General features: G+C 27.6%; 28 protein-coding genes. 11 read left to right on the top strand and 17 right to left on the bottom strand.

Features of this window, described 5'->3' with window-relative positions:
* Positions 1 to 54 precede the first annotated feature (54 nt).
* The 5 genes from HA144_RS05200 to HA144_RS05180 form a co-directional block, all read right to left on the bottom strand.
* Positions 55 to 495, bottom strand: a complete 441-nt coding sequence (locus HA144_RS05200) for a hypothetical protein (RefSeq protein ID WP_209043231.1) — start codon at positions 493 to 495, stop codon at positions 55 to 57.
* A gap of 68 nt (positions 496 to 563) precedes the next feature.
* Complete coding sequence (locus HA144_RS05195; RefSeq protein WP_209043053.1) at positions 564 to 2,786, bottom strand: RNB domain-containing ribonuclease; 2,223 nt, start codon at positions 2,784 to 2,786, stop codon at positions 564 to 566.
* A gap of 73 nt (positions 2,787 to 2,859) precedes the next feature.
* On the bottom strand, positions 2,860 to 3,171 hold the full coding sequence (locus tag HA144_RS05190) for a TMEM165/GDT1 family protein (protein ID WP_209043052.1): 312 nt from the start codon (positions 3,169 to 3,171) through the stop codon (positions 2,860 to 2,862).
* Entirely contained in the window at positions 3,172 to 3,498 is a 327-nt protein-coding gene (locus HA144_RS05185) for a TMEM165/GDT1 family protein (protein WP_209043051.1), read from the bottom strand.
* Positions 3,495 to 3,842: a YkgJ family cysteine cluster protein gene (locus HA144_RS05180; RefSeq protein ID WP_209043050.1), complete on the bottom strand. Its 348-nt coding sequence runs from the start codon at positions 3,840 to 3,842 to the stop codon at positions 3,495 to 3,497. The genes HA144_RS05185 and HA144_RS05180 overlap by 4 nt, the downstream gene beginning before the upstream one ends.
* Positions 3,843 to 4,016: 174 nt before the next feature.
* On the opposite strand from HA144_RS05180, the gene HA144_RS05170 reads away from it, so the two are divergent.
* Positions 4,017 to 4,778: an HAD-IA family hydrolase gene (locus tag HA144_RS05170; RefSeq protein ID WP_209043049.1), complete on the top strand. Its 762-nt coding sequence runs from the start codon at positions 4,017 to 4,019 to the stop codon at positions 4,776 to 4,778.
* A complete protein-coding gene (locus HA144_RS05165; protein ID WP_209043048.1) occupies positions 4,765 to 5,091 on the top strand; it encodes a DUF565 domain-containing protein in 327 nt (108 codons plus the stop codon). The genes HA144_RS05170 and HA144_RS05165 overlap by 14 nt, the downstream gene beginning before the upstream one ends.
* A 3-nt stretch (positions 5,092 to 5,094) precedes the next feature.
* On the opposite strand, the gene rpmF is transcribed toward HA144_RS05165, so the two are convergent.
* Positions 5,095 to 5,265 carry a 50S ribosomal protein L32 gene (gene rpmF / locus HA144_RS05160; protein WP_209043047.1) on the bottom strand — a complete coding sequence of 57 codons (171 nt, stop codon included), beginning with the start codon at positions 5,263 to 5,265 and terminating at the stop codon, positions 5,095 to 5,097.
* A 131-nt stretch (positions 5,266 to 5,396) separates the two neighbouring features.
* On the opposite strand from rpmF, the gene ftsH reads away from it, so the two are divergent.
* On the top strand, positions 5,397 to 7,148 hold the full coding sequence (gene ftsH / locus HA144_RS05155) for an ATP-dependent zinc metalloprotease FtsH (RefSeq protein WP_209043046.1): 1,752 nt from the start codon (positions 5,397 to 5,399) through the stop codon (positions 7,146 to 7,148).
* An 804-nt stretch (positions 7,149 to 7,952) separates the two neighbouring features.
* On the opposite strand, the gene HA144_RS05150 is transcribed toward ftsH, so the two are convergent.
* The 3 genes from HA144_RS05150 to HA144_RS05140 all read right to left on the bottom strand — a co-directional run bounded on the left by HA144_RS05150 (position 7,953) and on the right by HA144_RS05140 (position 9,459).
* Positions 7,953 to 8,537: a peroxiredoxin gene (locus tag HA144_RS05150; protein WP_209043045.1), complete on the bottom strand. Its 585-nt coding sequence runs from the start codon at positions 8,535 to 8,537 to the stop codon at positions 7,953 to 7,955.
* A 466-nt stretch (positions 8,538 to 9,003) separates the two neighbouring features.
* Positions 9,004 to 9,225 carry a hypothetical protein gene (locus tag HA144_RS05145; protein WP_209043044.1) on the bottom strand — a complete coding sequence of 74 codons (222 nt, stop codon included), beginning with the start codon at positions 9,223 to 9,225 and terminating at the stop codon, positions 9,004 to 9,006.
* A gap of 63 nt (positions 9,226 to 9,288) precedes the next feature.
* On the bottom strand, positions 9,289 to 9,459 hold the full coding sequence (locus tag HA144_RS05140; RefSeq protein WP_209043043.1) for a hypothetical protein: 171 nt from the start codon (positions 9,457 to 9,459) through the stop codon (positions 9,289 to 9,291).
* Between the two features lie 205 nt (positions 9,460 to 9,664).
* Between HA144_RS05140 and HA144_RS05135 the strand changes: the two genes are divergently transcribed.
* A complete protein-coding gene (locus HA144_RS05135; protein ID WP_209043042.1) occupies positions 9,665 to 9,832 on the top strand; it encodes a hypothetical protein in 168 nt (55 codons plus the stop codon).
* 131 nt (positions 9,833 to 9,963) lie between these two features.
* Here HA144_RS05135 and HA144_RS05130 read toward each other — a convergent pair whose 3' ends face one another.
* Entirely contained in the window at positions 9,964 to 10,155 is a 192-nt protein-coding gene (locus HA144_RS05130) for a hypothetical protein (RefSeq protein WP_209043041.1), read from the bottom strand.
* Positions 10,156 to 10,317: 162 nt separating this feature from the next.
* Between HA144_RS05130 and HA144_RS05125 the strand changes: the two genes are divergently transcribed.
* Both HA144_RS05125 and HA144_RS05120 read left to right on the top strand, forming a co-directional pair.
* Positions 10,318 to 10,497, top strand: coding sequence for a hypothetical protein (locus HA144_RS05125; protein WP_209043040.1), 180 nt, complete (start codon positions 10,318 to 10,320; stop codon positions 10,495 to 10,497).
* 225 nt (positions 10,498 to 10,722) lie between these two features.
* Positions 10,723 to 11,088, top strand: coding sequence for a hypothetical protein (locus HA144_RS05120; RefSeq protein ID WP_209043039.1), 366 nt, complete (start codon positions 10,723 to 10,725; stop codon positions 11,086 to 11,088).
* 829 nt (positions 11,089 to 11,917) lie between these two features.
* On the opposite strand, the gene HA144_RS05115 is transcribed toward HA144_RS05120, so the two are convergent.
* The gene (locus tag HA144_RS05115; RefSeq protein WP_209043038.1) at positions 11,918 to 12,088 is read right to left on the bottom strand and encodes a hypothetical protein; all 171 of its coding nucleotides are present in this window, start codon (positions 12,086 to 12,088) and stop codon (positions 11,918 to 11,920) included.
* Positions 12,089 to 12,321: 233 nt separating this feature from the next.
* Here HA144_RS05115 and HA144_RS09580 point away from each other — a divergent pair, with 233 nt between their 5' ends.
* Positions 12,322 to 12,453, top strand: a complete 132-nt coding sequence (locus HA144_RS09580) for a hypothetical protein (RefSeq protein WP_257470520.1) — start codon at positions 12,322 to 12,324, stop codon at positions 12,451 to 12,453.
* 88 nt (positions 12,454 to 12,541) lie between these two features.
* Here HA144_RS09580 and hisA read toward each other — a convergent pair whose 3' ends face one another.
* The gene (gene hisA / locus HA144_RS05110) at positions 12,542 to 13,309 is read right to left on the bottom strand and encodes a 1-(5-phosphoribosyl)-5-[(5-phosphoribosylamino)methylideneamino]imidazole-4-carboxamide isomerase (protein ID WP_209043037.1); all 768 of its coding nucleotides are present in this window, start codon (positions 13,307 to 13,309) and stop codon (positions 12,542 to 12,544) included.
* A 92-nt stretch (positions 13,310 to 13,401) separates the two neighbouring features.
* On the opposite strand from hisA, the gene HA144_RS05105 reads away from it, so the two are divergent.
* Positions 13,402 to 14,322, top strand: coding sequence for an NAD-dependent epimerase/dehydratase family protein (locus tag HA144_RS05105; protein WP_209043036.1), 921 nt, complete (start codon positions 13,402 to 13,404; stop codon positions 14,320 to 14,322).
* Here HA144_RS05105 and pgsA read toward each other — a convergent pair.
* Positions 14,296 to 14,835, bottom strand: a complete 540-nt coding sequence (pgsA, locus tag HA144_RS05100; protein WP_209043035.1) for a CDP-diacylglycerol--glycerol-3-phosphate 3-phosphatidyltransferase — start codon at positions 14,833 to 14,835, stop codon at positions 14,296 to 14,298. The two genes, HA144_RS05105 and pgsA, sit on opposite strands and share 27 nt — an antisense overlap.
* Before the next feature lie 185 nt (positions 14,836 to 15,020).
* On the opposite strand from pgsA, the gene HA144_RS05095 reads away from it, so the two are divergent.
* Positions 15,021 to 15,632, top strand: a complete 612-nt coding sequence (locus HA144_RS05095) for a PCC domain-containing protein (RefSeq protein ID WP_209043034.1) — start codon at positions 15,021 to 15,023, stop codon at positions 15,630 to 15,632.
* Positions 15,633 to 15,642: 10 nt separating this feature from the next.
* Here HA144_RS05095 and HA144_RS05090 read toward each other — a convergent pair whose 3' ends face one another.
* The 3 genes from HA144_RS05090 to nth are packed head-to-tail and all read right to left on the bottom strand — an operon-like array spanning position 15,643 to position 17,207.
* Positions 15,643 to 15,831 (bottom strand): hypothetical protein, encoded by a 189-nt coding sequence (locus HA144_RS05090; protein ID WP_209043033.1) that lies wholly within the window; start codon positions 15,829 to 15,831, stop codon positions 15,643 to 15,645.
* 28 nt (positions 15,832 to 15,859) lie between these two features.
* Positions 15,860 to 16,519 (bottom strand): SDR family oxidoreductase, encoded by a 660-nt coding sequence (locus HA144_RS05085; protein WP_209043032.1) that lies wholly within the window; start codon positions 16,517 to 16,519, stop codon positions 15,860 to 15,862.
* A gap of 34 nt (positions 16,520 to 16,553) precedes the next feature.
* Entirely contained in the window at positions 16,554 to 17,207 is a 654-nt protein-coding gene (gene nth, locus HA144_RS05080) for an endonuclease III (RefSeq protein WP_209043031.1), read from the bottom strand.
* Positions 17,208 to 17,302: 95 nt separating this feature from the next.
* Between nth and HA144_RS05075 the strand changes: the two genes are divergently transcribed.
* Together HA144_RS05075 and HA144_RS05070 are read left to right on the top strand one after the other, a co-directional pair.
* Entirely contained in the window at positions 17,303 to 18,361 is a 1,059-nt protein-coding gene (locus tag HA144_RS05075) for an ABC transporter ATP-binding protein (RefSeq protein WP_209043030.1), read from the top strand.
* 243 nt (positions 18,362 to 18,604) lie between these two features.
* Positions 18,605 to 19,159: a ferritin gene (locus HA144_RS05070; RefSeq protein WP_209043029.1), complete on the top strand. Its 555-nt coding sequence runs from the start codon at positions 18,605 to 18,607 to the stop codon at positions 19,157 to 19,159.
* On the opposite strand, the gene HA144_RS05065 is transcribed toward HA144_RS05070, so the two are convergent.
* Positions 19,145 to 19,435 (bottom strand): hypothetical protein, encoded by a 291-nt coding sequence (locus HA144_RS05065; protein ID WP_209043028.1) that lies wholly within the window; start codon positions 19,433 to 19,435, stop codon positions 19,145 to 19,147. The two genes, HA144_RS05070 and HA144_RS05065, sit on opposite strands and share 15 nt — an antisense overlap.

Below are 19,435 nucleotides of genomic sequence, written 5' to 3'. Positions count from 1 at the left end.
TATTCCATTATAAATAAAAAATAACCACTTTTTATGATTTAAATTATCTGTTGTTTACCAATCATTTTCATCATTATCCCAATCATCTCTACTATCGGTATTATTTGAAAAATTTTGGTCTCTTCTTAAATTATTTTCTTCTGTATTTTTGACTACTCTGTAATTAACAGAAATTGTTGGTTGAGTATCTCTAATATCCCTTTGTGGTGGAATCTCCATATTATTATTCATATTTTCATCATTATCATGAGGTTCATAATTTTCTTTTATATTCTTGAAAAGATTTTTTTTATAGCTAATAATTGTTGTATTTAATAATGTGCTTACAAATAAACCAGAAAAAAAAGAAATACTGATTAATTTACCTATATTTATTTCTTGGATAGTCCATTTAAAGTATCTAATTGAAGTCTTCTGAGTATTATTTGTATATAATAAAGTCTGAAAAACTATTACTAAAAAAAGGGTTAATAATAAAAACTTTTTCTTGAATATCATTCTTAAAAGCTATAGTCTTTTTTTATTTGGTTAAATCTATTCATTATAAATTGTTTAAAACTTATTTATGTCAATTCTAAGTCAATTTGATATTTAAGAATATCGACTTTAATGATTTTAACTTCTATTTCATCTCCTACTTTATATGATTTCTTAGATTTTCTCCCAATCAATAAATTTTGTCTTGATCTATATTCATACCAATCATTATTAAGAGTGCTTACGTGAACTAGACCCTCCACATTGAGTTCTGATATCTCAACGAAAAAACCATAACTTTGCACTGAAAGTATTAACCCACTATAAGTATTCCCTAATAATTTTTCTGCCTTTCTTACTTTTTTTATACTTATCATATTATATTTATATTGGGTTACTTTGTTCTTATATTCATTAAGTTTGTCTATTACAAACTTATTAAATAATGTTTCTATATTTCTTTTAATTGATGAATTAAAAATATCCCAATCTACTAAATTCAATGAATTACTTTCCATAATATTTAGTTCATTAATATTATTCTTCTTTGATTTCTTACCGCTAACTATCATATTAAAAATACAGTATTGGTTCATGAGATTAGTGAAGTCATATTCGGGCAATGTCCATGGTGAAATAAATAGTTTTTCTGATTCATCACTATCTGCATTTTTAGAAATTAGGCTTACTTCATTTTCTTTGAATTCATTTATTAAAAGTTTATATAAGATTCTTTTTTTATTATCATCGCTGCACATATTAATTACTTGACTAAATGATAAATTACCGTCTTCATTAAGCTCTATATTATTATCTACAAGTTCTGAATATTTGATGATTTCATTCGCATTTATGTAATCTAATCCCTTTAAGAAGTATCCTGCACTTTTCAAGCCATATTGATTTGAATGTTTAAACCATATTAAATTTGCTTCATAAATTATTGGGGAAAGGTATGTTTGGCAATCTTCTTTCTTTAATGGTTCAAAATATCCTTTTGAATAATCAGCTGGGTTGTGAATAAAAAATTCATCTAATGATTCTATTTTATTAATTTGCGAAGGGATTTCAATTTTACCCTCTGATAGATGTCTTTGCCTAAATGAAGTTGAAATTTCCAGTATTTTATCTAAATCCTCGATATAAGCTTTTAAAGGTTTTAATATCCGTGAACTTATTCTGGTTTTACTTTTTCTAGATAGAAGCGCGTCAGTATGTTCACTTCCGATAATAAGAGAGCATCTTACTAAAGTAAGATGAAAAGACCAATCAGTTATTTCATTATCACTATTTAAATGCAAGCAAAGGCTTATTGCTTGAATCTTTTCACCTTGTTTAAATTCACATACATTTCTAATTCCTTTACTAAGGTAGTTTTGCCAATTACTTAATAAGGGTAATGATTCAAAACTATTAAAGAATTTTTCTAAGGATTTTTTACTACTTAAATCTATTCTTTCTGCAAGATTATTTGTATGTAACCATAATTTAGTACTTGCATTTTTTCCCTGCTCAACTTGAATCAATGGGAGCATAGGAGAATTATCAGAATTCCAACTTTTTAACAAATAAGAGTTTTTATCTGATAAGTCTATTCTTTCCCTTTCTTCTATCTTCTTATATTCAATAAGATTATCATTGCTTAACTTGTTGATATTGCTTTTAGATAAAACAAAATCTGTATCTAATTCTTCATTATTATTAAGTTGTAGTTCTTTTATTACATGGCCTAAACCTTCTTCCTCGCCTATGGGGAATCTATCAATCTCAACTTTAACTATGTTCTTATTTTCTGATTTGTAGATGTATTTCTTATCATCTTTTGGGAGTTTTATTTTAGAAAGAATCCTATCATCGATAGGAATGGCATAAATATCATTGTTTATTATTTCAACTTTAGAGAGAAGTATTTGATTTGTTCTTTCAAGAATACAATCAACTATTCCCTCTGGTGATCTTCTTTTATAGCCCTCTTTTATTATCCTTACTAAAACTTTATCTCCATTCCATGAGTGATTAAGTAGATTTTCTTTAATGTAAATATCTTCTTGGTTTTTCCCCCTTACCGCAAAGCAGTATCCTTTGCTGCTACACCTTATTTTGGCGAGAATATGATTGCTATCTGTACTACAAGAATATTCATTATCTGCATTTTTATTAATTATTTCAAGTTTTTCTAAAGCTATTAAAGCGATATCTAATTTATCCTTATCAGATTTCTTTGTTATCTTTAATGATCTGCATAATTTTTTATATTCTAAAACTTCTGACTGACTCAGATTATCAATTATTGAAGATGTTGTGAACATGGTAAAAATGAAAAATTATAAATTTATTATTTTGTATATACTCCATTATTACACCTTTTATCCAAGCTTAAAACTAAATTTTCTCTTTGTCTTCCTTTTCTTCTTTTTTGATAGCAAATGAGTTTTTAAAAAGCCTTATACCAATAATAAGAAATGTTATTGAGGCTATTGATTTAAGAACTACTTCGGGTAAAAAACTGGAAATAGACCCACCTGTCAAAGCTCCTATTAAACTTGCAAAAACAAGAGCAGAAGAAGATCCTAAAAAAACTGCAAATGGTTTATTTGAAGTGCCGCTTATAGTCAAAGTAGCTAGTTGCGTTTTGTCACCTAATTCAGCTACAAAAACGGTTAAAAATGTTGAGAGTAATAAGCTTAAAACCATTTATAAATAATTCTTAAAAGTATCATAAGCTAGATATACACTAATTATTATCATTAAAGCGCCGGCAAATAAAGCAAATTTGCTTGGAGAAATATTTTGTGATAACCATTTACCAATAAGAACTCCTACTACACTAGAGGTTATCAAAGCTAGAGAACTGCCAAGAAAAACAATTATTGGCTTTCCTGATTCAGCAGAAAGCATTAGAGTAGCTATCTGAGTCTTATCTCCAAGTTCAGCAATAAAAATTGTTGTAAAAGTTGTAATAAATATAGATAAGAAACTTTTTTCTATATTGTTCTCTTTTTTTTCTAAATTACTATTCATTTCCTTGATACTGCAATTTTAAAACTTTTCATCTCTTTACTTGTATAACCATAATTTGATGAAATATGTTGTTTACAGCAATCTATAAGAAATTTATCCCCAGATTTCAAATATTCTTTAAATTTAGTTGAAAATTCATTTACTCTGCAAAAATGAGGCCTATTTTTGTAAATCAGGCATTTTTTATTTTTTCTATCTAGATTTTTACACCAACCATCTTTTGCTGTCATTGAATTTATTAAATCGATATCTTCTTTATTTAGCTTGTCTTCTATATCTCTTCTTTCTTTCAAATTGAATTTACAACAAGCTCCGCAATTTTCTATACATGTCCATGATTTCATAATTTAATTCAATCTTGTAACGTATCGGTACAGTTCTATTAATTATTTGTAAAAATAGTATCACAAAACATAATCATTATCATGGCAACACTTATTCCATTAGCCGTAGTTGCGTTGGCAGGACCAGCAATAATTGCTCTAGTATTTTATCGTAGATAATAGAAATTATTCTTGGTGACTACTCTAGAGGGTGTTTATTGGGACTTAGATGGTACTATCGCGAATACAGAATTAGAGGCTCATTTACCTGCTTTTAATTATGCTTTCAATGACCTTGGTATTAATTGGAATTGGGACACTAATGCATACATAAAGCTTTTGAAGATAAATGGGGGCAAAAATAGGATAGCTTACTACGCTAAAAAGAATAATGATGACTTTTCAGAAGATTTAATTCTCAAAATCCATGAAAAAAAACAGTTTTATTACTTAGAAATTATAAAAAAAAGTTGCGTTAACTTCAAAACTGGTGTTTTTAGATTAATAAATGAATTACATAGAAAAAAAGTAAGACAATTTATTGTTACTTCAAGTTCAAGGAATCAAGTTGATCTACTTGTTGAATATCTATTTAATGGCTTCAATCCCTTTGAGTTCATTATTTCAAGTGAAGACGTTGAATTAAAGAAACCAAATCCATTTCCTTATTTAAAGGCAATTAAATTAAGTGGTATAAAGAAAAATAACTCAATAGTTTTCGAAGACTCTAATCCAGGATTGAAATCTTCCTTAGCAGCTAAATTACCTACAATTTTTGTTCCTTCTAATATCCCAATAGTTCTTGAGGAAAATATTAAATTAAATTGTATTTTAGACAGTCTTGGTGATGAGAATAATGTGGCAAATGTAATTAAAGGTCCTAAACTAAAAAAATCATATGTTGACTATGGCTTTTTAAGTGATTATTTAATGACTGTTAGTAATGCAAAAAACTAATTTTTCAAGAATTACCTACCAATTAAATAATTTATTTTTTGGTTTTCTAAGTGATACTTGGAGGTCAAAATCTATAAGTCTAATTTCTGTTTTGATAGGTTATTTTTTATTTGCCAATTTTCTTACAAAATTTATATCTGAAGGTAAAAATGAGTTAATTATGGTTCCAATAATTATCATTTTTATTGAAATTATTATAAGAATTAAGCCTTCATCAAGTTCAAAATTTTATTATCTATGGACCTTAGTTGATAAACTAAGAATAGGTGCAGTTTATGCAATTATACTTGAAGCATTTAAATTAGGATCTTAAAAGCTATTCTTCTTCTTCTTCTTCAATAGGGTAAACAAATCCTTGAGCTTTCCCAGTTAAAACTGATTTACCTAAAGAAATAGCTTTTTGAGCTGCTTTTGCTGCTTTTCCTTTCCAGACGGCGTGCCTTTGGTTCCTTTTGCTCTTTGATTTTTTCTTCTTTGGTACAGCCATTCTGTTTCTTTATTTCCTTATAATAATATAACCTTTAACTGGTTATCTCCAAAACTTTTGAGTATATTTTGTTTATATACGTCAATTTTTTTAATAAGCATATATGCTTTATTAATCACTTATAAAGATTAGTGTTTAGATCAAAATTCTCATATTCAAATTCTAAATCAAGTTATTCGGATCTTCTAGAAGATATAGATGCGGGAAAAATAGAATCAATATTTTTCTATCCTAGGCAAAGAGAAATAGATGTTCTTTATAAAAATGGCGATAAATTTAAAATACCTATCCTTTACAACGATCAATTGATCCTTGAAAAGGCCAATGAAAATAAAGTTGATCTCACTATTAACAATAGTAGAAAAGAAGCTTCAGCCGCTAATTCGTTCGCTTCAATTAGCCTTTTACTGATTTTTATATTAGCTCTAGTCTTAATCTTGAGGAGTACATCCAAATTGGCTTCTAGAGCCTTTGGCTTTACCAAAAATCAAGCTAAATTTGTAACTATAGATGATGTTGATACCAGATTCGATGATGTAGCTGGCGTTCCTGAAGCCGCAGAGGAATTAAAAGAGGTGATAACTTTTTTGAAAGAACCAAAGAAATTTGAAAATCTTGGAGCAAAAGTTCCTAAAGGAGTTCTTTTGATTGGCCCTCCAGGAACGGGTAAAACATTATTAGCTAAAGCAATTGCCGGTGAATCAGGAGTGCCTTTTCTCTCAATATCTGCATCAGAGTTTGTAGAACTTTTTGTTGGTGTTGGCGCAAGCCGAGTGAGGGATCTATTTTCTAAGGCTAAGGAAAAATCTCCTTGTATAATTTTTATCGATGAAATTGATTCTATTGGTAGGCAAAGAGGGTCTGGGATCGGAGGTGGCAATGATGAAAGAGAACAAACCCTTAATCAGCTGCTAACTGAATTAGATGGTTTTGCTGATAATTCAGGCATTATTGTTTTAGCAGCAACAAATAGACCAGATATTTTGGATGCAGCTTTATTAAGACCAGGAAGATTTGATAGGAAAATAGAAGTAATGCTTCCTGATTTAGATGGAAGAAAAAAAATTCTTTCAGTTCACTCACTTTCAAAACCACTTTCAAACGATGTTGACTTAGGATATTGGGCTTCTAGAACTGTTGGATTTTCTGGGGCAGATCTTGCAAATCTGATGAACGAGAGTGCTATTCACTGTGCAAGAGAAGAATCCAAATTTATCAGTGATCTTCATATTGAAAATGCTCTTGATAAAATTACTATTGGCCTAAGAAGTTCATTAATAACTTCTCCAAATATGAAAAAAATTATTGCTTATAATGAGGTAGGGAGAGCAATTGTATCTGCTGTAAGAAATGGAATTGAATCAGTTGATAAAATTACAATTTTACCTAGATCTGGATCTCTAGGAGGATATACAAAAATATGCCCAGATGAAGATGTAATTTCTAGTGGCTTGATTTCCAAAAGATTATTATTTTCAAAAATTGAGATTGCTCTTGCAGGAAGAGCTGCAGAAATTATAGTTTTTGGCGAAAGTGAAATAACTCAATGCTCCATAAATGATATTTCTTATGCAACAAATATAGTGAGAGAAATGGTTACAAAATTTGGATTTTCAATTATTGGTCCAATTTCAATGGACTCTAATAATGAAATGTTTTTGGGAGAAGGATTATTTAGAAGAAAGCCTCTCATAGCAGAAAATACTAGTTCAAGAATAGATAATGAAATCATAAAGATTTCTAAGATTTCATTAAATAATTCAATAGACATATTAAAAAAAAATAGAGTTTTACTAGATAAATTAGTTGATATACTTTTAAATCTAGAAACTATAGATAAACAAGTTTTCAAAAAAACAACTTCTGAATTGTTGAAAGTTTGATTTAATTGTTTTAAATTAAAAAAAATAAAATATTTTTTGCTTATTAAAAACAATTCAGCGAGATTATTAGTTACACTTTCATTCTTGCTTATTATTCCATTTGTTCAAAAACAATGGTTTAATTTGTCTTTATTCAATATTAATGATTTTTCATTTTATTCAATTCTTTACTATTTGAGCGGCATAATATGCCCATCTTTGATATGTTTAAACTCCATAAATAACTATACATACTATAATTTTAAAAAAAATAATATTTGTAGTAAAAAAACAATTAAAGGGAAAGCATTATTATTTTTAGTAGCAACAAATTTGATATTTCTCTCGTACTTAATAGTTGATTATATATATATAAATTTTGATCTTATATATAATTTATTTTTTGAAGGAAACAATATACAAAAACCTGATATTTTTAAGTTTAGTTTATTCATATTTTTAATTTCTATTCTATTAATTTTTAAGAAACCTATGCTTTTATTTAAAAAATTAATTTTAGTAAATTTTATATTGATTTCTTTTTACCTCTGGTATATTCAAGTTAATAATATTAATGTTGATAATCAGTTTCATATAAATAGATATTTTGGTTTAAATGACATAAATTTAATTAATGTTTTTATATTAATTGCAATAGAAATATCTTATTTTACGTGGTCTTTTTTATCTTATAAATCGAATTTAAGCGATTGGATTGTTCGGAGACCTCAAAAAGAGGATATTACCCCCTTTTTGAATATGTTTATTTTTTATTTTTTTATAATTATTTACTACTCAATACTTACTTAAAAGTTACTAATCCTTCTATAGCGCAGAAAAATATTCCTTACTCCCTTTGGGATCCTCTAACATTGTTTTCTCACCTGGGGTCCAATTCGCTGGACATACTTCATCTGGGTTTGCTGCAACGTATTGATAACCTTGAAGGATTCTTAATGTTTCATCAACATTTCTGCCGACAGGTGCTTTGTTAACAGTCGTATGCATAACTATTCCTTCAGGATTGATAAGAAATAAACCTCTATCTGCTTCTCCATCATCATTAAGAACATTGTATGCCTGGCAGATTTCTCTTTTCAAATCAGAAACTAACGGGTAGTTAATATCGCCTATTCCACCCTCATTTCTCGGAGTTTGTATCCAAGCTAGATGACAGTGTTTGCTATCAACTGAAACTCCAAGTATTTCCGTATTAAGTGATGAGAAATCTTGATATCTATCACTAAATGCAGTAATTTCTGTTGGACATACAAAAGTAAAGTCTAACGGGTAGAAGAATAATACAACCCACTTACCTCTCAGACCTGAAAGTGTAATCTCCTTAAATTCTTGGTCATATACTGCTGTAGCACTAAAATCAGGTGCTTCTTGTCCAACTCTTAAGCTCATGGAAATAATTGTCCTTATTTGAATTATGTATGGTCTAAATGACCGTATTAAGCATTATAATTTTATTAATAATAAATTAGCAAGTTTTTTTCTAATTCAATGAAATGGCATCATTCCTTCACAAGGAAATACACAATTTTGAACCATAATAAACTTTTAAAAAATCTCAAAAAGGAATTGATCAAATATCCAATTAATAGGATTGATAATAAAAATTATAATTAAAGTAAAATTCTTTTTTTTTAAGATTCTTTTAAATTCAACTATCTATAATTAAAATTGTTCTTTTCAGTAATTTTAATTATGGCTAAATATATTGAAAGGCTAAAGAATAAAATTAGAATAAAAAAATTAGATTCTAAGCAACCTATAGGAGCTTGGGTTTTCGTTATTTTGTTAAATATAGTTGGGTTTGCGGGTTATTTTTATCTAAAGTTAAATCACATTCAACTAGGTAGTTGATAAATTATCTTATTTCTTTCTTTATTGAGCGACAAAAATTTTTTAATCTTTCATTGCTCGTTAAGTCGGGTAGAGTCCATATTGATTCTAATTCCGGCAAAGGATCTTTCGACCACTCTTTGAATTCTGACATTATCGATTCATTATTCAAGTTTGATAAAACTTTTTTTCGTTTTTTTAAATATTTTCTAATAACTGTTAAATTTTCTTCAATATATTCCCTCATAATAAATACTAAAACTTATATTAATCTATCATCCATCTTGTTATGTTTGATGGAAAAAATTAGTTAGACATTTTGTACCGCTTGAAAAAGTCCAAATGAATAGCCCCCTATTAGGATCCAGCCAAGTACGCTTGAAATTATTGTGGATCTTCTATTATGTCTTCTAATAGCTGATTCAATCATTTCGTTTACTTCATCTCTATTAATGTAATCTTTTCTAGAGTCTTTTTTCATTTGTATGTTTCTTTTTTTTTTACAATAAACGAATTTATAAGAAAGTGAGCTTTATAATTTGACTTGATATTAAGAGTGTTATATTCAAAAATTAATATTTATATTTTATATTCAGCAACAAATATGTTAAAAATTTTAGTAGTAATTTTAAATTTTTAAGATAGAATTATTTATTAAAGTAGCTTTGTTTTTTGCATTATCGATAATGAATATTAATGATAAATCTGTTTTAGAAATGCTCAACAAACTCATAGCTATTGAAAGGCTAGATAAAACACAAATCCTGCAAATGGTAAATTTAGTTTATCTATCAAGTGATATCAATGATTTAAAGGATAATTTAAAATGGGAAAGCTCAAAAACATTTCATTAATTTACTTATGCAATTTAAACTATAATTTGCCTAGATTTAAATACAAAAAAATTAAATAAGAGATCAGGTAATTAATATATATGTGCTAATTATGAGTTTTCAATATTAAATAAATAAAAATTAGAAATATATTATTTAGGCATAATGTTTAAATGGATTTTTGGTAACGAAGTTTTCTCATAAGATACTTCTTCTTGATTAATATTATTAACTGCTGTTTTCTTATCCTTGTTAAATGTTTTTAATAATATTGTAGTAGTGAGGATTATTATTAATGTAATTAGTAAATCTCCAACAGTTATTCCTCTCTCCTTAATATTCATAAGTCAAAAATAAGTTTTCTTTAATATAGCCTTTTTTATTTAATAAATTAATTATTTTTACAAACTTGCCAAAATTATATATTAAGTAAATATAAAAATAATATAAAAATTCTAAGACTAAAGGTAGTTAAATCATATAAAAATAATAGATTAATTTTTTTAATGGATATCAAAAAGAAATTTGAAAGTACTAATAATCCTGATTTTTTCTCCAAAGAGATGCTGATCACCAAAAAATCTCTTAACGAGAATCAACTCAAATATAATTATCAAAAACAGTTAATCTCAGATCTAGATTACAAACACAAGGAATGGTCAAAATTTGTTGGCAGTCAGTTTTAAAAGTTTTTGTTAATTATATTTATAAGTTTATTTCTTTTATTTGTATTCTTCTCTTTCCAGTGAAGTGTTACTTCATCATTAATAATAGGTTTTGCATCGTAAGCTAAATACCAGAGAATAAATCCGACAGGTAATATCAATACATACATAACAAAAATTAGTTGACTTAAATCAAATATAGTGCAACACTTGTAATGCGCAAGTGTGACACTTAAATTTATTATTATGCCCTCTCAGAGGAAAAGAATTGGTTTTTTGCCGACTGAAGAAGTTCATGAAATTATTGAGAAATTGTGTAAAGCTAATGAATTTAGTCAGTCAAAAATCACAGGTTTATTGGTTGAAGAAGCATTAAGGTCTAGAGGTGTATTAGGGGACTCTTTCCCAATAAATAAATGTAATCAAAAAGTTTTAATCAATGATTCCTTTGATCAAGAACCATTCTCTAAAAGTAATAAATTTACAAGTAATAGCGATGATTATAAAGTCAATAAAAAATCAATCTCTGATAATATCAAAATGATGCAAGAATTTATTGAGTATAAATATTTCAAGAAAGTTATGAAGCAAAATAACAATATTTTTGAATAAGAAGTGTTACACTTTCTATCATGCATATGAAAAAAAATTACTATGTAAAATAGAAATTAAGCAATAATAAATATTTGTGAAACTATTTCTAAGTAATAGCTAAAAAATGAATCCTAAAATTAATTGACTCCTTAAAATTCAGCGGACTAAATCCTCGTGGAGAAATGAACCTTAGCCCGCATTAAAAAAATAGCAATAAAAAAAAATTAATACAATAATCATGTATATCTACTTGTGAACTAAACTGGAACATTAATACCTTATATCTTAATAGCGGTAACTGAATTAAATAAAGACACCCTAGATCAAATATGTGATGTTCTAGAAAATCTGCACCAAATACAGAAACATAAAACAAAGTTATGGGTATTTTGCTTGATAAAATAGTTAGAAAGCATTTAAGAAAAGTAGTAAATATATGAAACGCTTATTAATCTCATTTTTTGCTTTTTTAATATTTACCAAATACTGCGCTCAGATACCTTTCTTATTTTGAGAGAGGATTTATATTTACTTCTTAAAGTCACTAAGAATTTATGGAGTTTTTATTTAACTTAAATATAATTTTGTAGTTACATATTCTGCATATTTAGAGTCCTAATTTCATTAATCAAATTTAACTTATGGAAAGGAAGTTTATAAGTAACTTAATTTATTAGAGGTCTCAAAAGACATCAAAACTCACAAATTCAATTGTAAATTGATAAAAGATTGATGGTTTTTCTTCTGGGAAATCAATGGGGAAAATAATTCTAGGTATACTAACGAAAACTCAACTAATCATTAAAGTTGACTGGATATAATAATTAAGAATAATGTAATAAGATTATTAGATAATGTCCTTATTTATTTCCTTTTTTAAAGTAAATACTTGAACCCCTTTCAGGCATCCTCCTGCCGGATAACTAATTTCTTTTTTTGATATTGCACCAATACTTATAGCAACTATGCCAATACCAATTATTGCTTTAAATCTTTTACTTGCAAAGAGATAGTTCATTGATGTTTAAGAACTTTAAAACTTTAGTGTTTTTGTATTTATTACGAGGATTATCTATTCTTTCATGAACATAAAATTAAGCAGTACTGATATAAAATTTTTTAATAATAGTATTTAAATATTTTGACTTTTTTGAAATTATTTTTCCAATAAATTCTTATGTTAAATTTAATCATTGTTTGTTTGTAATTGACAGTTTATTTATACTGAATATGTATGACTCTTCTTTATATATGGAAGATAAGGGATTTAACTTGACTCAAGGTATGGCTTTACTTCTTTTGAAGCCATTAAACTTGCCTGCTAATTATGTTCTAAATCTAATAATTTACATAACTAATCCTAGAAATAATATTGGTTATTAATAATCTTCCATAACTGGTTTAGTTCTACTCCATCACATAGCGATTAACTTTTTCCATTAATCTCTAGAGGTATCAATTTTCATCTTCTTTAAGCGTTATAATCGTTTTTTAAATCATAGTCAGATAGTCTTTCAGATGACAATACACTATTCGCTTCTCTAATTGTAAATTTATTTTCATACAAAGCTTTACCAACAATAACACCGAAGAGTCCATAATTTTCAAATTTTACTAAAGATAATAAATCAGAAATCGAACCAACACCTCCTGAGGCTATCACTGGGATATCTGTAATCTCAAGAATACTTTTTATGAATTCTTCATTAGTTCCCTCTAAAGTACCATCTGTATTTATATCCGTAACAATAAAACTTGCGATTTTAAATGAAGAAAACTCTCTTACAAGGTCTTTGGCTAAAATATTAGATTGCTTGAGCCACCCCCTTGTACTAACTTTTCCGTCTTTTGCATCAATACCAACAATTATCCTTCCAGGAAATTTATTTGATAAGTTTTTGACTAATTCTTTATTTTCTATTGCAGAAGTCCCCATTATAACTTTCTCAATACCATAAGAAAATAATTGTTCTATCCTTTCTTTAGACCTTATTCCTCCACCTATTTGAATAGGAATTTTAATAGCTTTCACAATCTCTTTTATTGATTTATCGTTGGCAGGGGATCCAGTTTTTGCAGCATCCAAATCAACTATATGAATATATTTTGCTCCTTCGCTTTCCCAAAATTTTGCTTGCTCATGAGGCTCTTTTTTGAAATCTTTTTTTTTATTAAAGTCACCTTTAAAAAGCCTTACGCACTTGCCATTCATTAAATCAATAGCTGGTATTAGTTCCATAGAAACATCCTTTTCATTAATTACTTCTTAGTAGTACTATTCAATATGTAATCCTATTTAAGATTACTACTTCAGTTAAATATTTTTTGAATATGAAAATTCTTGTAATGGGTGGCACTAGATTTGTTGGAAAGTCTTTGGTTGAAAAGTTATTAAATCAAAATCATGATATAGATATTTTTACGAGAGGTAATAAAGCTAATCCTGAAAATACAAATTTAATTAAGGGGGATAGGGATAATTTAGAAAGTATAGTTAAGCTAAAAAATGAAAAGTATGATGTCGTTTATGATATCTCTGGACGAGAGTTAAAACAAACTAAACTTCTTATAGAAAATTTAGATAACTCTTTCCAGAGATATATATATGTCAGCTCTGCAGGCGTTTATAAAGATAATTGTGAATTACCATTATCTGAGGATGATCCGATTGACCCAGATAGTCGGCACAAAGGAAAGTTTGAGACGGAAAATTGGTTGATAAATCAAAAAATTCCTTTTACAAGTTTTAGACCTACTTATATTTATGGACCAGGAAATTATAATAAAATTGAAAATTGGTTTTTTGAAAGGTTATTTACTTATAAATCCATACCAATCCCTGGGGACGGGTCTTTAATCACTCAGCTTGGACATGTTTCAGATCTTACTGATGTAATGATTAGGTGCATAAAATTTGAAAATTCTGAAAATAATATTTACAACTGTTCAGGTGAAAGAGGCGTTACTATTAAGGGATTGATTTATTTCTGTGCAAAAGTTCTTGGATTAAACCAAAATGAGATTTCATTAAGAACATTTGATTATCAAAAATTAGATCCAAAATCTCGAAAGGGATTTCCAATTAGATTAAATCATTATCAGACTGATATTTCTAAGATTAAGAATGATTTGGATTGGGAACCAAATTTTGATTTGCTTAATGGGTTAAAGGATAGTTTTGTGAACGATTTTAATTTTAAAAAGAATGAGGGGTTTGAAAAAAATTCAGATAGGATTCTTTTTAATTCTTAAATAACCAAATAAAGTGAAAAAAGTCAGTAAGAATCCCATCCAATAAAAAACTAAAGCTAAATTGTCCAATAAACCTATTTTTAATGGCGAGAAGAATGTGATTACTGAAATAAAAAAGAAAAATGTTTTAAACTTTCCTAATTGAGATGCCGGCAAACCATCTTTTGCAAGGTTCCTCAGGCTAGATATTATTAATTCTCTAAATAAAATTAATGTTAAAGACCAGAAAGGTATTAAATTATTTTTGCAAAGGAAAACTAAAGGAATCAAATAGAATACTTTATCGCTTAAGGGATCAAGGATAGCTCCTAATCTTGTTTTAAGATTAAATTTTCTTGCAATTAGCCCGTCAAAATAATCAGTTAAACCACCAATAATAATCAAAATAAAAACATAAAAAGGTCTATCAATTTCTAAAAAAAGTATTAGGGGAAATACAAGGAAAAGGCGAGATATCGATAATAAGTTAGGAATATTTAATGACAAATTTTGAAGAATTTTTCTAGTTAACAAATTAATTTTTCTATATTAAAAGTATATTACAGTCTCAAGAAGCTTACTTAATTTTGAAAACTACTATTAATAATAGTAATGTTAAATTTCGAGATTAAATTTAAATTATAATCCTAAAGATTATGAACTCAACTTCTCTTTGTGATTCATGATGTTTTATATTACAAAATTATTAATAATATCTAATGCAGCCTCATAGCCTAAAGCTATCTCCAGAATCTGATTTGAAAAATTCAATTAAAGAATATTCTTTATTGAATAATTTATACGGTTATGTTTCTGGAGTGGTTGGAAATCTTAGAACAGTTTGTATTCAATGCCCAGGAAATCAGGAGATAAATAAATTTGAAGGAAATCTAGAGATAGTATCTCTAAACGGTCATTTTAATAAAGGAAATGTTCATTTACATTTGAGTTTTGCAGATGAGGGATGTAATGTCTTTGGCGGGCATCTTGAGCAGGGATGTATTGTAAAAAAAGGTACTGATATATTATTAATTTCTTTTGAACAAAAAATTATTAATATCTCAAGTCATGATTTATTTAAAAATAAATCACGAGTAAAAGTTTATATTTTAAAAGATTGTCCTTGGTCTAAAAGAGCAATTAGGTTACTTAATTCTTTATCTATCTGTCATGAAGTTACTTTAATTGATAATGATGAAAGCTTTCAAAAAATAATGTTTAAAAGTAACCACAATACTTTCCCTCAAATATTTCTGGATAATAAATTTTTTGGAGGATATGATGAACTATCAGAACAAGTAAAATTAGATAATTTAAGTTCATTTAAATGATCTTAATTTTTTAAATATCACGATTTATAAGCTTTTCGGAAATCAATTCTTCCTCTAACTGCTTTATTAACCTTGACACAAGACTTTGAAATTCTGGCTGACAACCTTTAAATGCAGCCTTATGTCTTATAGGTTCATTTCTTGTTCTCAAGTCAGTGAGCATTAGTTGTAATGCGTCAATTTTTGGGTTTATTTTCATAAGTTTTTATTTTATATATTTACATTTTTTAAATCATTTGCATAGCTTTTTTAAAAGATATCTTTTTATTTTTACTTGAACTTGTTACTTCTATTAATTTATTTATGGAGTCTTTGTTTTTTAACGAATCTATACAACATTTCGCTACTAATCTTCTTGGGATTGAGCCATTAATTTGAGTATCCTCTTTTGAATAATTTATATTTTCTGATTTAATATCTTCACTTTCCTTTAATCCTCCAGGTCTAATAATAGTCCATTCTAAATTTGAATTTCGTAGGTAATTTTCACCTATTTTCTTCCAAATAAGAATTAACCCAAACAGGTTTAAGGGATGAAATAATTTACCAGTACAAAGTGAACTTACCAAAATAATTCTCTTAATACCTACCCTTTTGCAACTCTCTAATTGCCTGTATACACCTAGTGCATCAACCTTTGCAGGACCAGTTAAATCTAAAGAAGCTCTCGCACCAGTGGCAATTATCAAAGCATCAATATCTTTTAAAGCTTTATCTAGATCCTCTTTTTTATCTAATGAAACTCTAATTGTTTCTAGACTCTTAAGGCCTTCTGAAACTTTTGAGTTCTTTCTAATGATTTGCCTTACTTTATATCCTTTTTTAACTGCTTCTTCAGAAATTCTATAACCTGTTTTCCCCGATGCACCAGTAATTGCTATTTTCATAATAAAAAAGTAATTAAATTATTATATATATTTCTCATGGCTTTTTACATATAAATTTCTTTTTTCTTTTGGGATAAAGTGTACGACATAAATAACACTTTGTTCCATCACAGCCTCTTGCTGTGCAGTATTCTCGACCGTAAAAGATTATTTGCAAATGTAAGGTATTCCATTCATCAATAGGAAATATTTTTTTCAGGTCTTTTTCTGTTTTAATTACACTATCTCCATTTGATAGCCCCCATCTTTGTGACAATCGGTGTATGTGAGTATCCACTGGGAATGAGGGGATTTTAAAAACTTGTGACATTACAACTGATGCTGTTTTATGACCCACTCCTGGGAGAGATTCAAGCTTTTCAAAGGTATCTGGAACTATACTTTTATGTTTTTCTATCAATAGTCTAGATAGGTTATAAATGTTCTTTGATTTTTGATTAGATAGTCCTAAAAATTTTATATATTCATAAATACCGTTAATACCAAGCTTCACCATCTTTTCTGGGTTATCTGCAACTTTAAATAAGCTTTTTGTTAATTCATTAACTTTCTTATCAGTTGATTGTGCACTTAAAACTACTGCGACTAAAAGTGTATATGCATTTGAATGCTCAAGAGGTATTGGAGGTGTTGGATATAGCTTTTTAAGTTCTTTTCTAATTATTTCAACTCTTTCAGTTTTTTTCATTAATTTGACAGATTGATTGGTGTATAAAATTATACAAGAAATATTTTAAGTGATTATTTTCTGCTAGTTTAAAAGTTTTAAAGAAGTAGTTTTTTGTGAATAATGATGCATTAATAATTGATGATTTGCATCATAAATATGATAATCAAGAATATTCAAATTGGATATTGAATGAAGTTAACCTGAAAATTAAAAATGGTGAATTATTAGGTTTGCTTGGCCCTTCCGGGTGTGGAAAGACTACTCTTTTAAGATTAATCGCAGGTTTCGAATATCCCTCATTAGGAAAGATTTCTCTAAATGGTATAGAGATTTCAAATAGCAAAAGAATTCTTTGCCCTGAGAAAAGGAATATTGGTATGGTTTTTCAAGATTACGCACTTTTCCCGCACTTAACTGTTATGGAAAATGTAATGTTTGGTTTGAAGAACAAGAAAGATAAAACTAGAGTTGACTACTTATTAAATATTGTTGGTCTTGATAGTTTTGTAGGAAGATACCCACATCAATTGTCTGGAGGCCAAAAACAACGACTCGCTATTGCAAGAGCTCTTGCTCCAGGTACAGGTTTTATTTTATTAGATGAACCATTTTGTAGTCTTGATATGCATGTCAAACTAAAATTGAGAAGTGAACTACCAAACATTTTAAGAGGTTGTAATGCAAGTGGATTAATGGTTACTCATGATCCTGAAGAAGCTATGTCAATTTGCGATAAAGTTGCCGTTATGAATGAAGGTAAAATACATCAAATTGATAGACCAATTAACCTTTTAAATAATCCCAAAACTAAATTTGTTAGTAGTTTTATTTTAGGAAATAATATAATTAATCTTAAAAAGAAAGGTAATACATTTTTTTCATGTTTAGGGGAAATAGATAGTTCAGGGCTATTAAACAAAATGTATATCGATAGTATGTCAATTTCGCCTAAATTTATTTCAATTGAAAGATCAGAATCTGGAAATGCCAATGTAATATCTAAAGAATTTCTTGGAGAATATCTTATATATAAAGTATCTATTAATGAAGACATATTGAGGGTTAGAACTGATATTAATAATCTCCTAAATTATGGTGATAAATGTTCTCTTTCTATTAATAAAAATAGTTATTATTTTTTATATCCTGGAGCACATAAGGTATATATATAATTTTTAATTATAGGCAATTACACTTACCCCCCTTCCAATTAGAGCATTTTTTCTTTTTACATTTCTTTTTTTTACTTGAATATATTTTATTAACTAATAGCAGTTCAGAAAAACTGTATTCTATATTCATTTATAGTATTGCGATTGATTTTCATTATCATATTATTTTATTTAATTTAAAGGATTAATCAATTACTAATTTATACAAAATGTTGTATTATTTATATAGTTTCTAATTCGAAAATGAATGAAAATAATTTAACAACTAAGAAATTAATTAATTTTGGACCGTCTGGAAGAGCAGTTGCTCAACCCATAGACAATAGTTTATTGGATAACATTTTTGAACATCTAACGATGGAAAGATATGCCAATGTTCAATATTTCTCTATGTATCTTTGGTTTCAAGAACGTGATTTAAATGGATTTGCCTCTCATTTTCTAAGTGAATCACTAGGTGAAATGGAGCACGCCCAGAAATTTGCAGATTACTTAATCGCAAGAGGACAAAGCGTAAAATTAGATGAAATTCCTGCACCAGTTCAAACATGGGATTCAATAGAAGATCTTATTTCTTATTCTTTTAACATGGAGGCTGATTTAACTTCATCTTTACAACAACTTTATTCTATTGCAGAGAGAATTTCAGATACAAGAACTAACGTATTTTTAGATCCAATTGTTGAGGCTCAAACTAAATCAGAAGATGAATTCGCAAATATACTTGGCAAAGTAAAGTTTGCTTCTAATCAACCTTCTGCAATCTTATTGATAGATAGTGATTTAAAGAAAAAATAAATTAGTTTTAAATTTACTTTCATTCAAAGTTCTTTTAGTTATTTCAACAAGTAAATTAGAAAAGTTAATTTCCTCATTATTTTTTTTATTTAAGAGCTCAGCTATTTTATAGATCTCATTAACTCTTTTAAAAATATTTTTATTTTCAGAAAATAACCTTTCTTTCAAAGCTTTATTATCGGTAGTTTTGAAAGATTGTTTTATATTTCTGAGTCTATTTGATAGAACATCTACTTCCATTAGCAAGTTGTTAGTAATTGATTGTGATTCCTTCAT

Source organism: Prochlorococcus marinus XMU1404, from assembly GCF_017696175.1.
Taxonomy (GTDB): Bacteria; Cyanobacteriota; Cyanobacteriia; order PCC-6307; family Cyanobiaceae; genus Prochlorococcus_A; species Prochlorococcus_A marinus_X.
The sequence above is the reverse complement of the archived record's forward strand: the minus strand, read 5'-3'. Positions and strand labels throughout refer to the sequence as shown.

What these genes read in the sequence shown, in the direction of transcription:
- HA144_RS05195 (WP_209043053.1), bottom strand. Translation starts at nt 2,786, where the DNA reads ATGTTCACAACATCTTCAATAATTGATAATCTGAGTCAGTCAGAAGTT.
- HA144_RS05190 (WP_209043052.1), bottom strand. Translation starts at nt 3,171, where the DNA reads ATGGTTTTAAGCTTATTACTCTCAACATTTTTAACCGTTTTTGTAGCT.
- HA144_RS05185 (WP_209043051.1), bottom strand. Translation starts at nt 3,498, where the DNA reads ATGAATAGTAATTTAGAAAAAAAAGAGAACAATATAGAAAAAAGTTTC.
- HA144_RS05180 (WP_209043050.1), bottom strand. Translation starts at nt 3,842, where the DNA reads ATGAAATCATGGACATGTATAGAAAATTGCGGAGCTTGTTGTAAATTC.
- HA144_RS05165 (WP_209043048.1), top strand. Translation starts at nt 4,765, where the DNA reads ATGCAAAAAACTAATTTTTCAAGAATTACCTACCAATTAAATAATTTA.
- rpmF (WP_209043047.1), bottom strand. Translation starts at nt 5,265, where the DNA reads ATGGCTGTACCAAAGAAGAAAAAATCAAAGAGCAAAAGGAACCAAAGG.
- HA144_RS05150 (WP_209043045.1), bottom strand. Translation starts at nt 8,537, where the DNA reads ATGAGCTTAAGAGTTGGACAAGAAGCACCTGATTTTAGTGCTACAGCA.
- HA144_RS05145 (WP_209043044.1), bottom strand. Translation starts at nt 9,225, where the DNA reads ATGAGGGAATATATTGAAGAAAATTTAACAGTTATTAGAAAATATTTA.
- HA144_RS05140 (WP_209043043.1), bottom strand. Translation starts at nt 9,459, where the DNA reads ATGAAAAAAGACTCTAGAAAAGATTACATTAATAGAGATGAAGTAAAC.
- HA144_RS05135 (WP_209043042.1), top strand. Translation starts at nt 9,665, where the DNA reads ATGAATATTAATGATAAATCTGTTTTAGAAATGCTCAACAAACTCATA.
- HA144_RS05130 (WP_209043041.1), bottom strand. Translation starts at nt 10,155, where the DNA reads ATGAATATTAAGGAGAGAGGAATAACTGTTGGAGATTTACTAATTACA.
- HA144_RS05125 (WP_209043040.1), top strand. Translation starts at nt 10,318, where the DNA reads ATGGATATCAAAAAGAAATTTGAAAGTACTAATAATCCTGATTTTTTC.
- HA144_RS05120 (WP_209043039.1), top strand. Translation starts at nt 10,723, where the DNA reads ATGCCCTCTCAGAGGAAAAGAATTGGTTTTTTGCCGACTGAAGAAGTT.
- HA144_RS05115 (WP_209043038.1), bottom strand. Translation starts at nt 12,088, where the DNA reads ATGAACTATCTCTTTGCAAGTAAAAGATTTAAAGCAATAATTGGTATT.
- HA144_RS09580 (WP_257470520.1), top strand. Translation starts at nt 12,322, where the DNA reads ATGGAAGATAAGGGATTTAACTTGACTCAAGGTATGGCTTTACTTCTT.
- hisA (WP_209043037.1), bottom strand. Translation starts at nt 13,309, where the DNA reads ATGGAACTAATACCAGCTATTGATTTAATGAATGGCAAGTGCGTAAGG.
- HA144_RS05105 (WP_209043036.1), top strand. Translation starts at nt 13,402, where the DNA reads ATGAAAATTCTTGTAATGGGTGGCACTAGATTTGTTGGAAAGTCTTTG.
- HA144_RS05095 (WP_209043034.1), top strand. Translation starts at nt 15,021, where the DNA reads ATGCAGCCTCATAGCCTAAAGCTATCTCCAGAATCTGATTTGAAAAAT.
- HA144_RS05090 (WP_209043033.1), bottom strand. Translation starts at nt 15,831, where the DNA reads ATGAAAATAAACCCAAAAATTGACGCATTACAACTAATGCTCACTGAC.
- HA144_RS05085 (WP_209043032.1), bottom strand. Translation starts at nt 16,519, where the DNA reads ATGAAAATAGCAATTACTGGTGCATCGGGGAAAACAGGTTATAGAATT.
- nth (WP_209043031.1), bottom strand. Translation starts at nt 17,207, where the DNA reads ATGAAAAAAACTGAAAGAGTTGAAATAATTAGAAAAGAACTTAAAAAG.
- HA144_RS05070 (WP_209043029.1), top strand. Translation starts at nt 18,605, where the DNA reads ATGAATGAAAATAATTTAACAACTAAGAAATTAATTAATTTTGGACCG.
- HA144_RS05065 (WP_209043028.1), bottom strand. Translation starts at nt 19,435, where the DNA reads ATGAAGGAATCACAATCAATTACTAACAACTTGCTAATGGAAGTAGAT.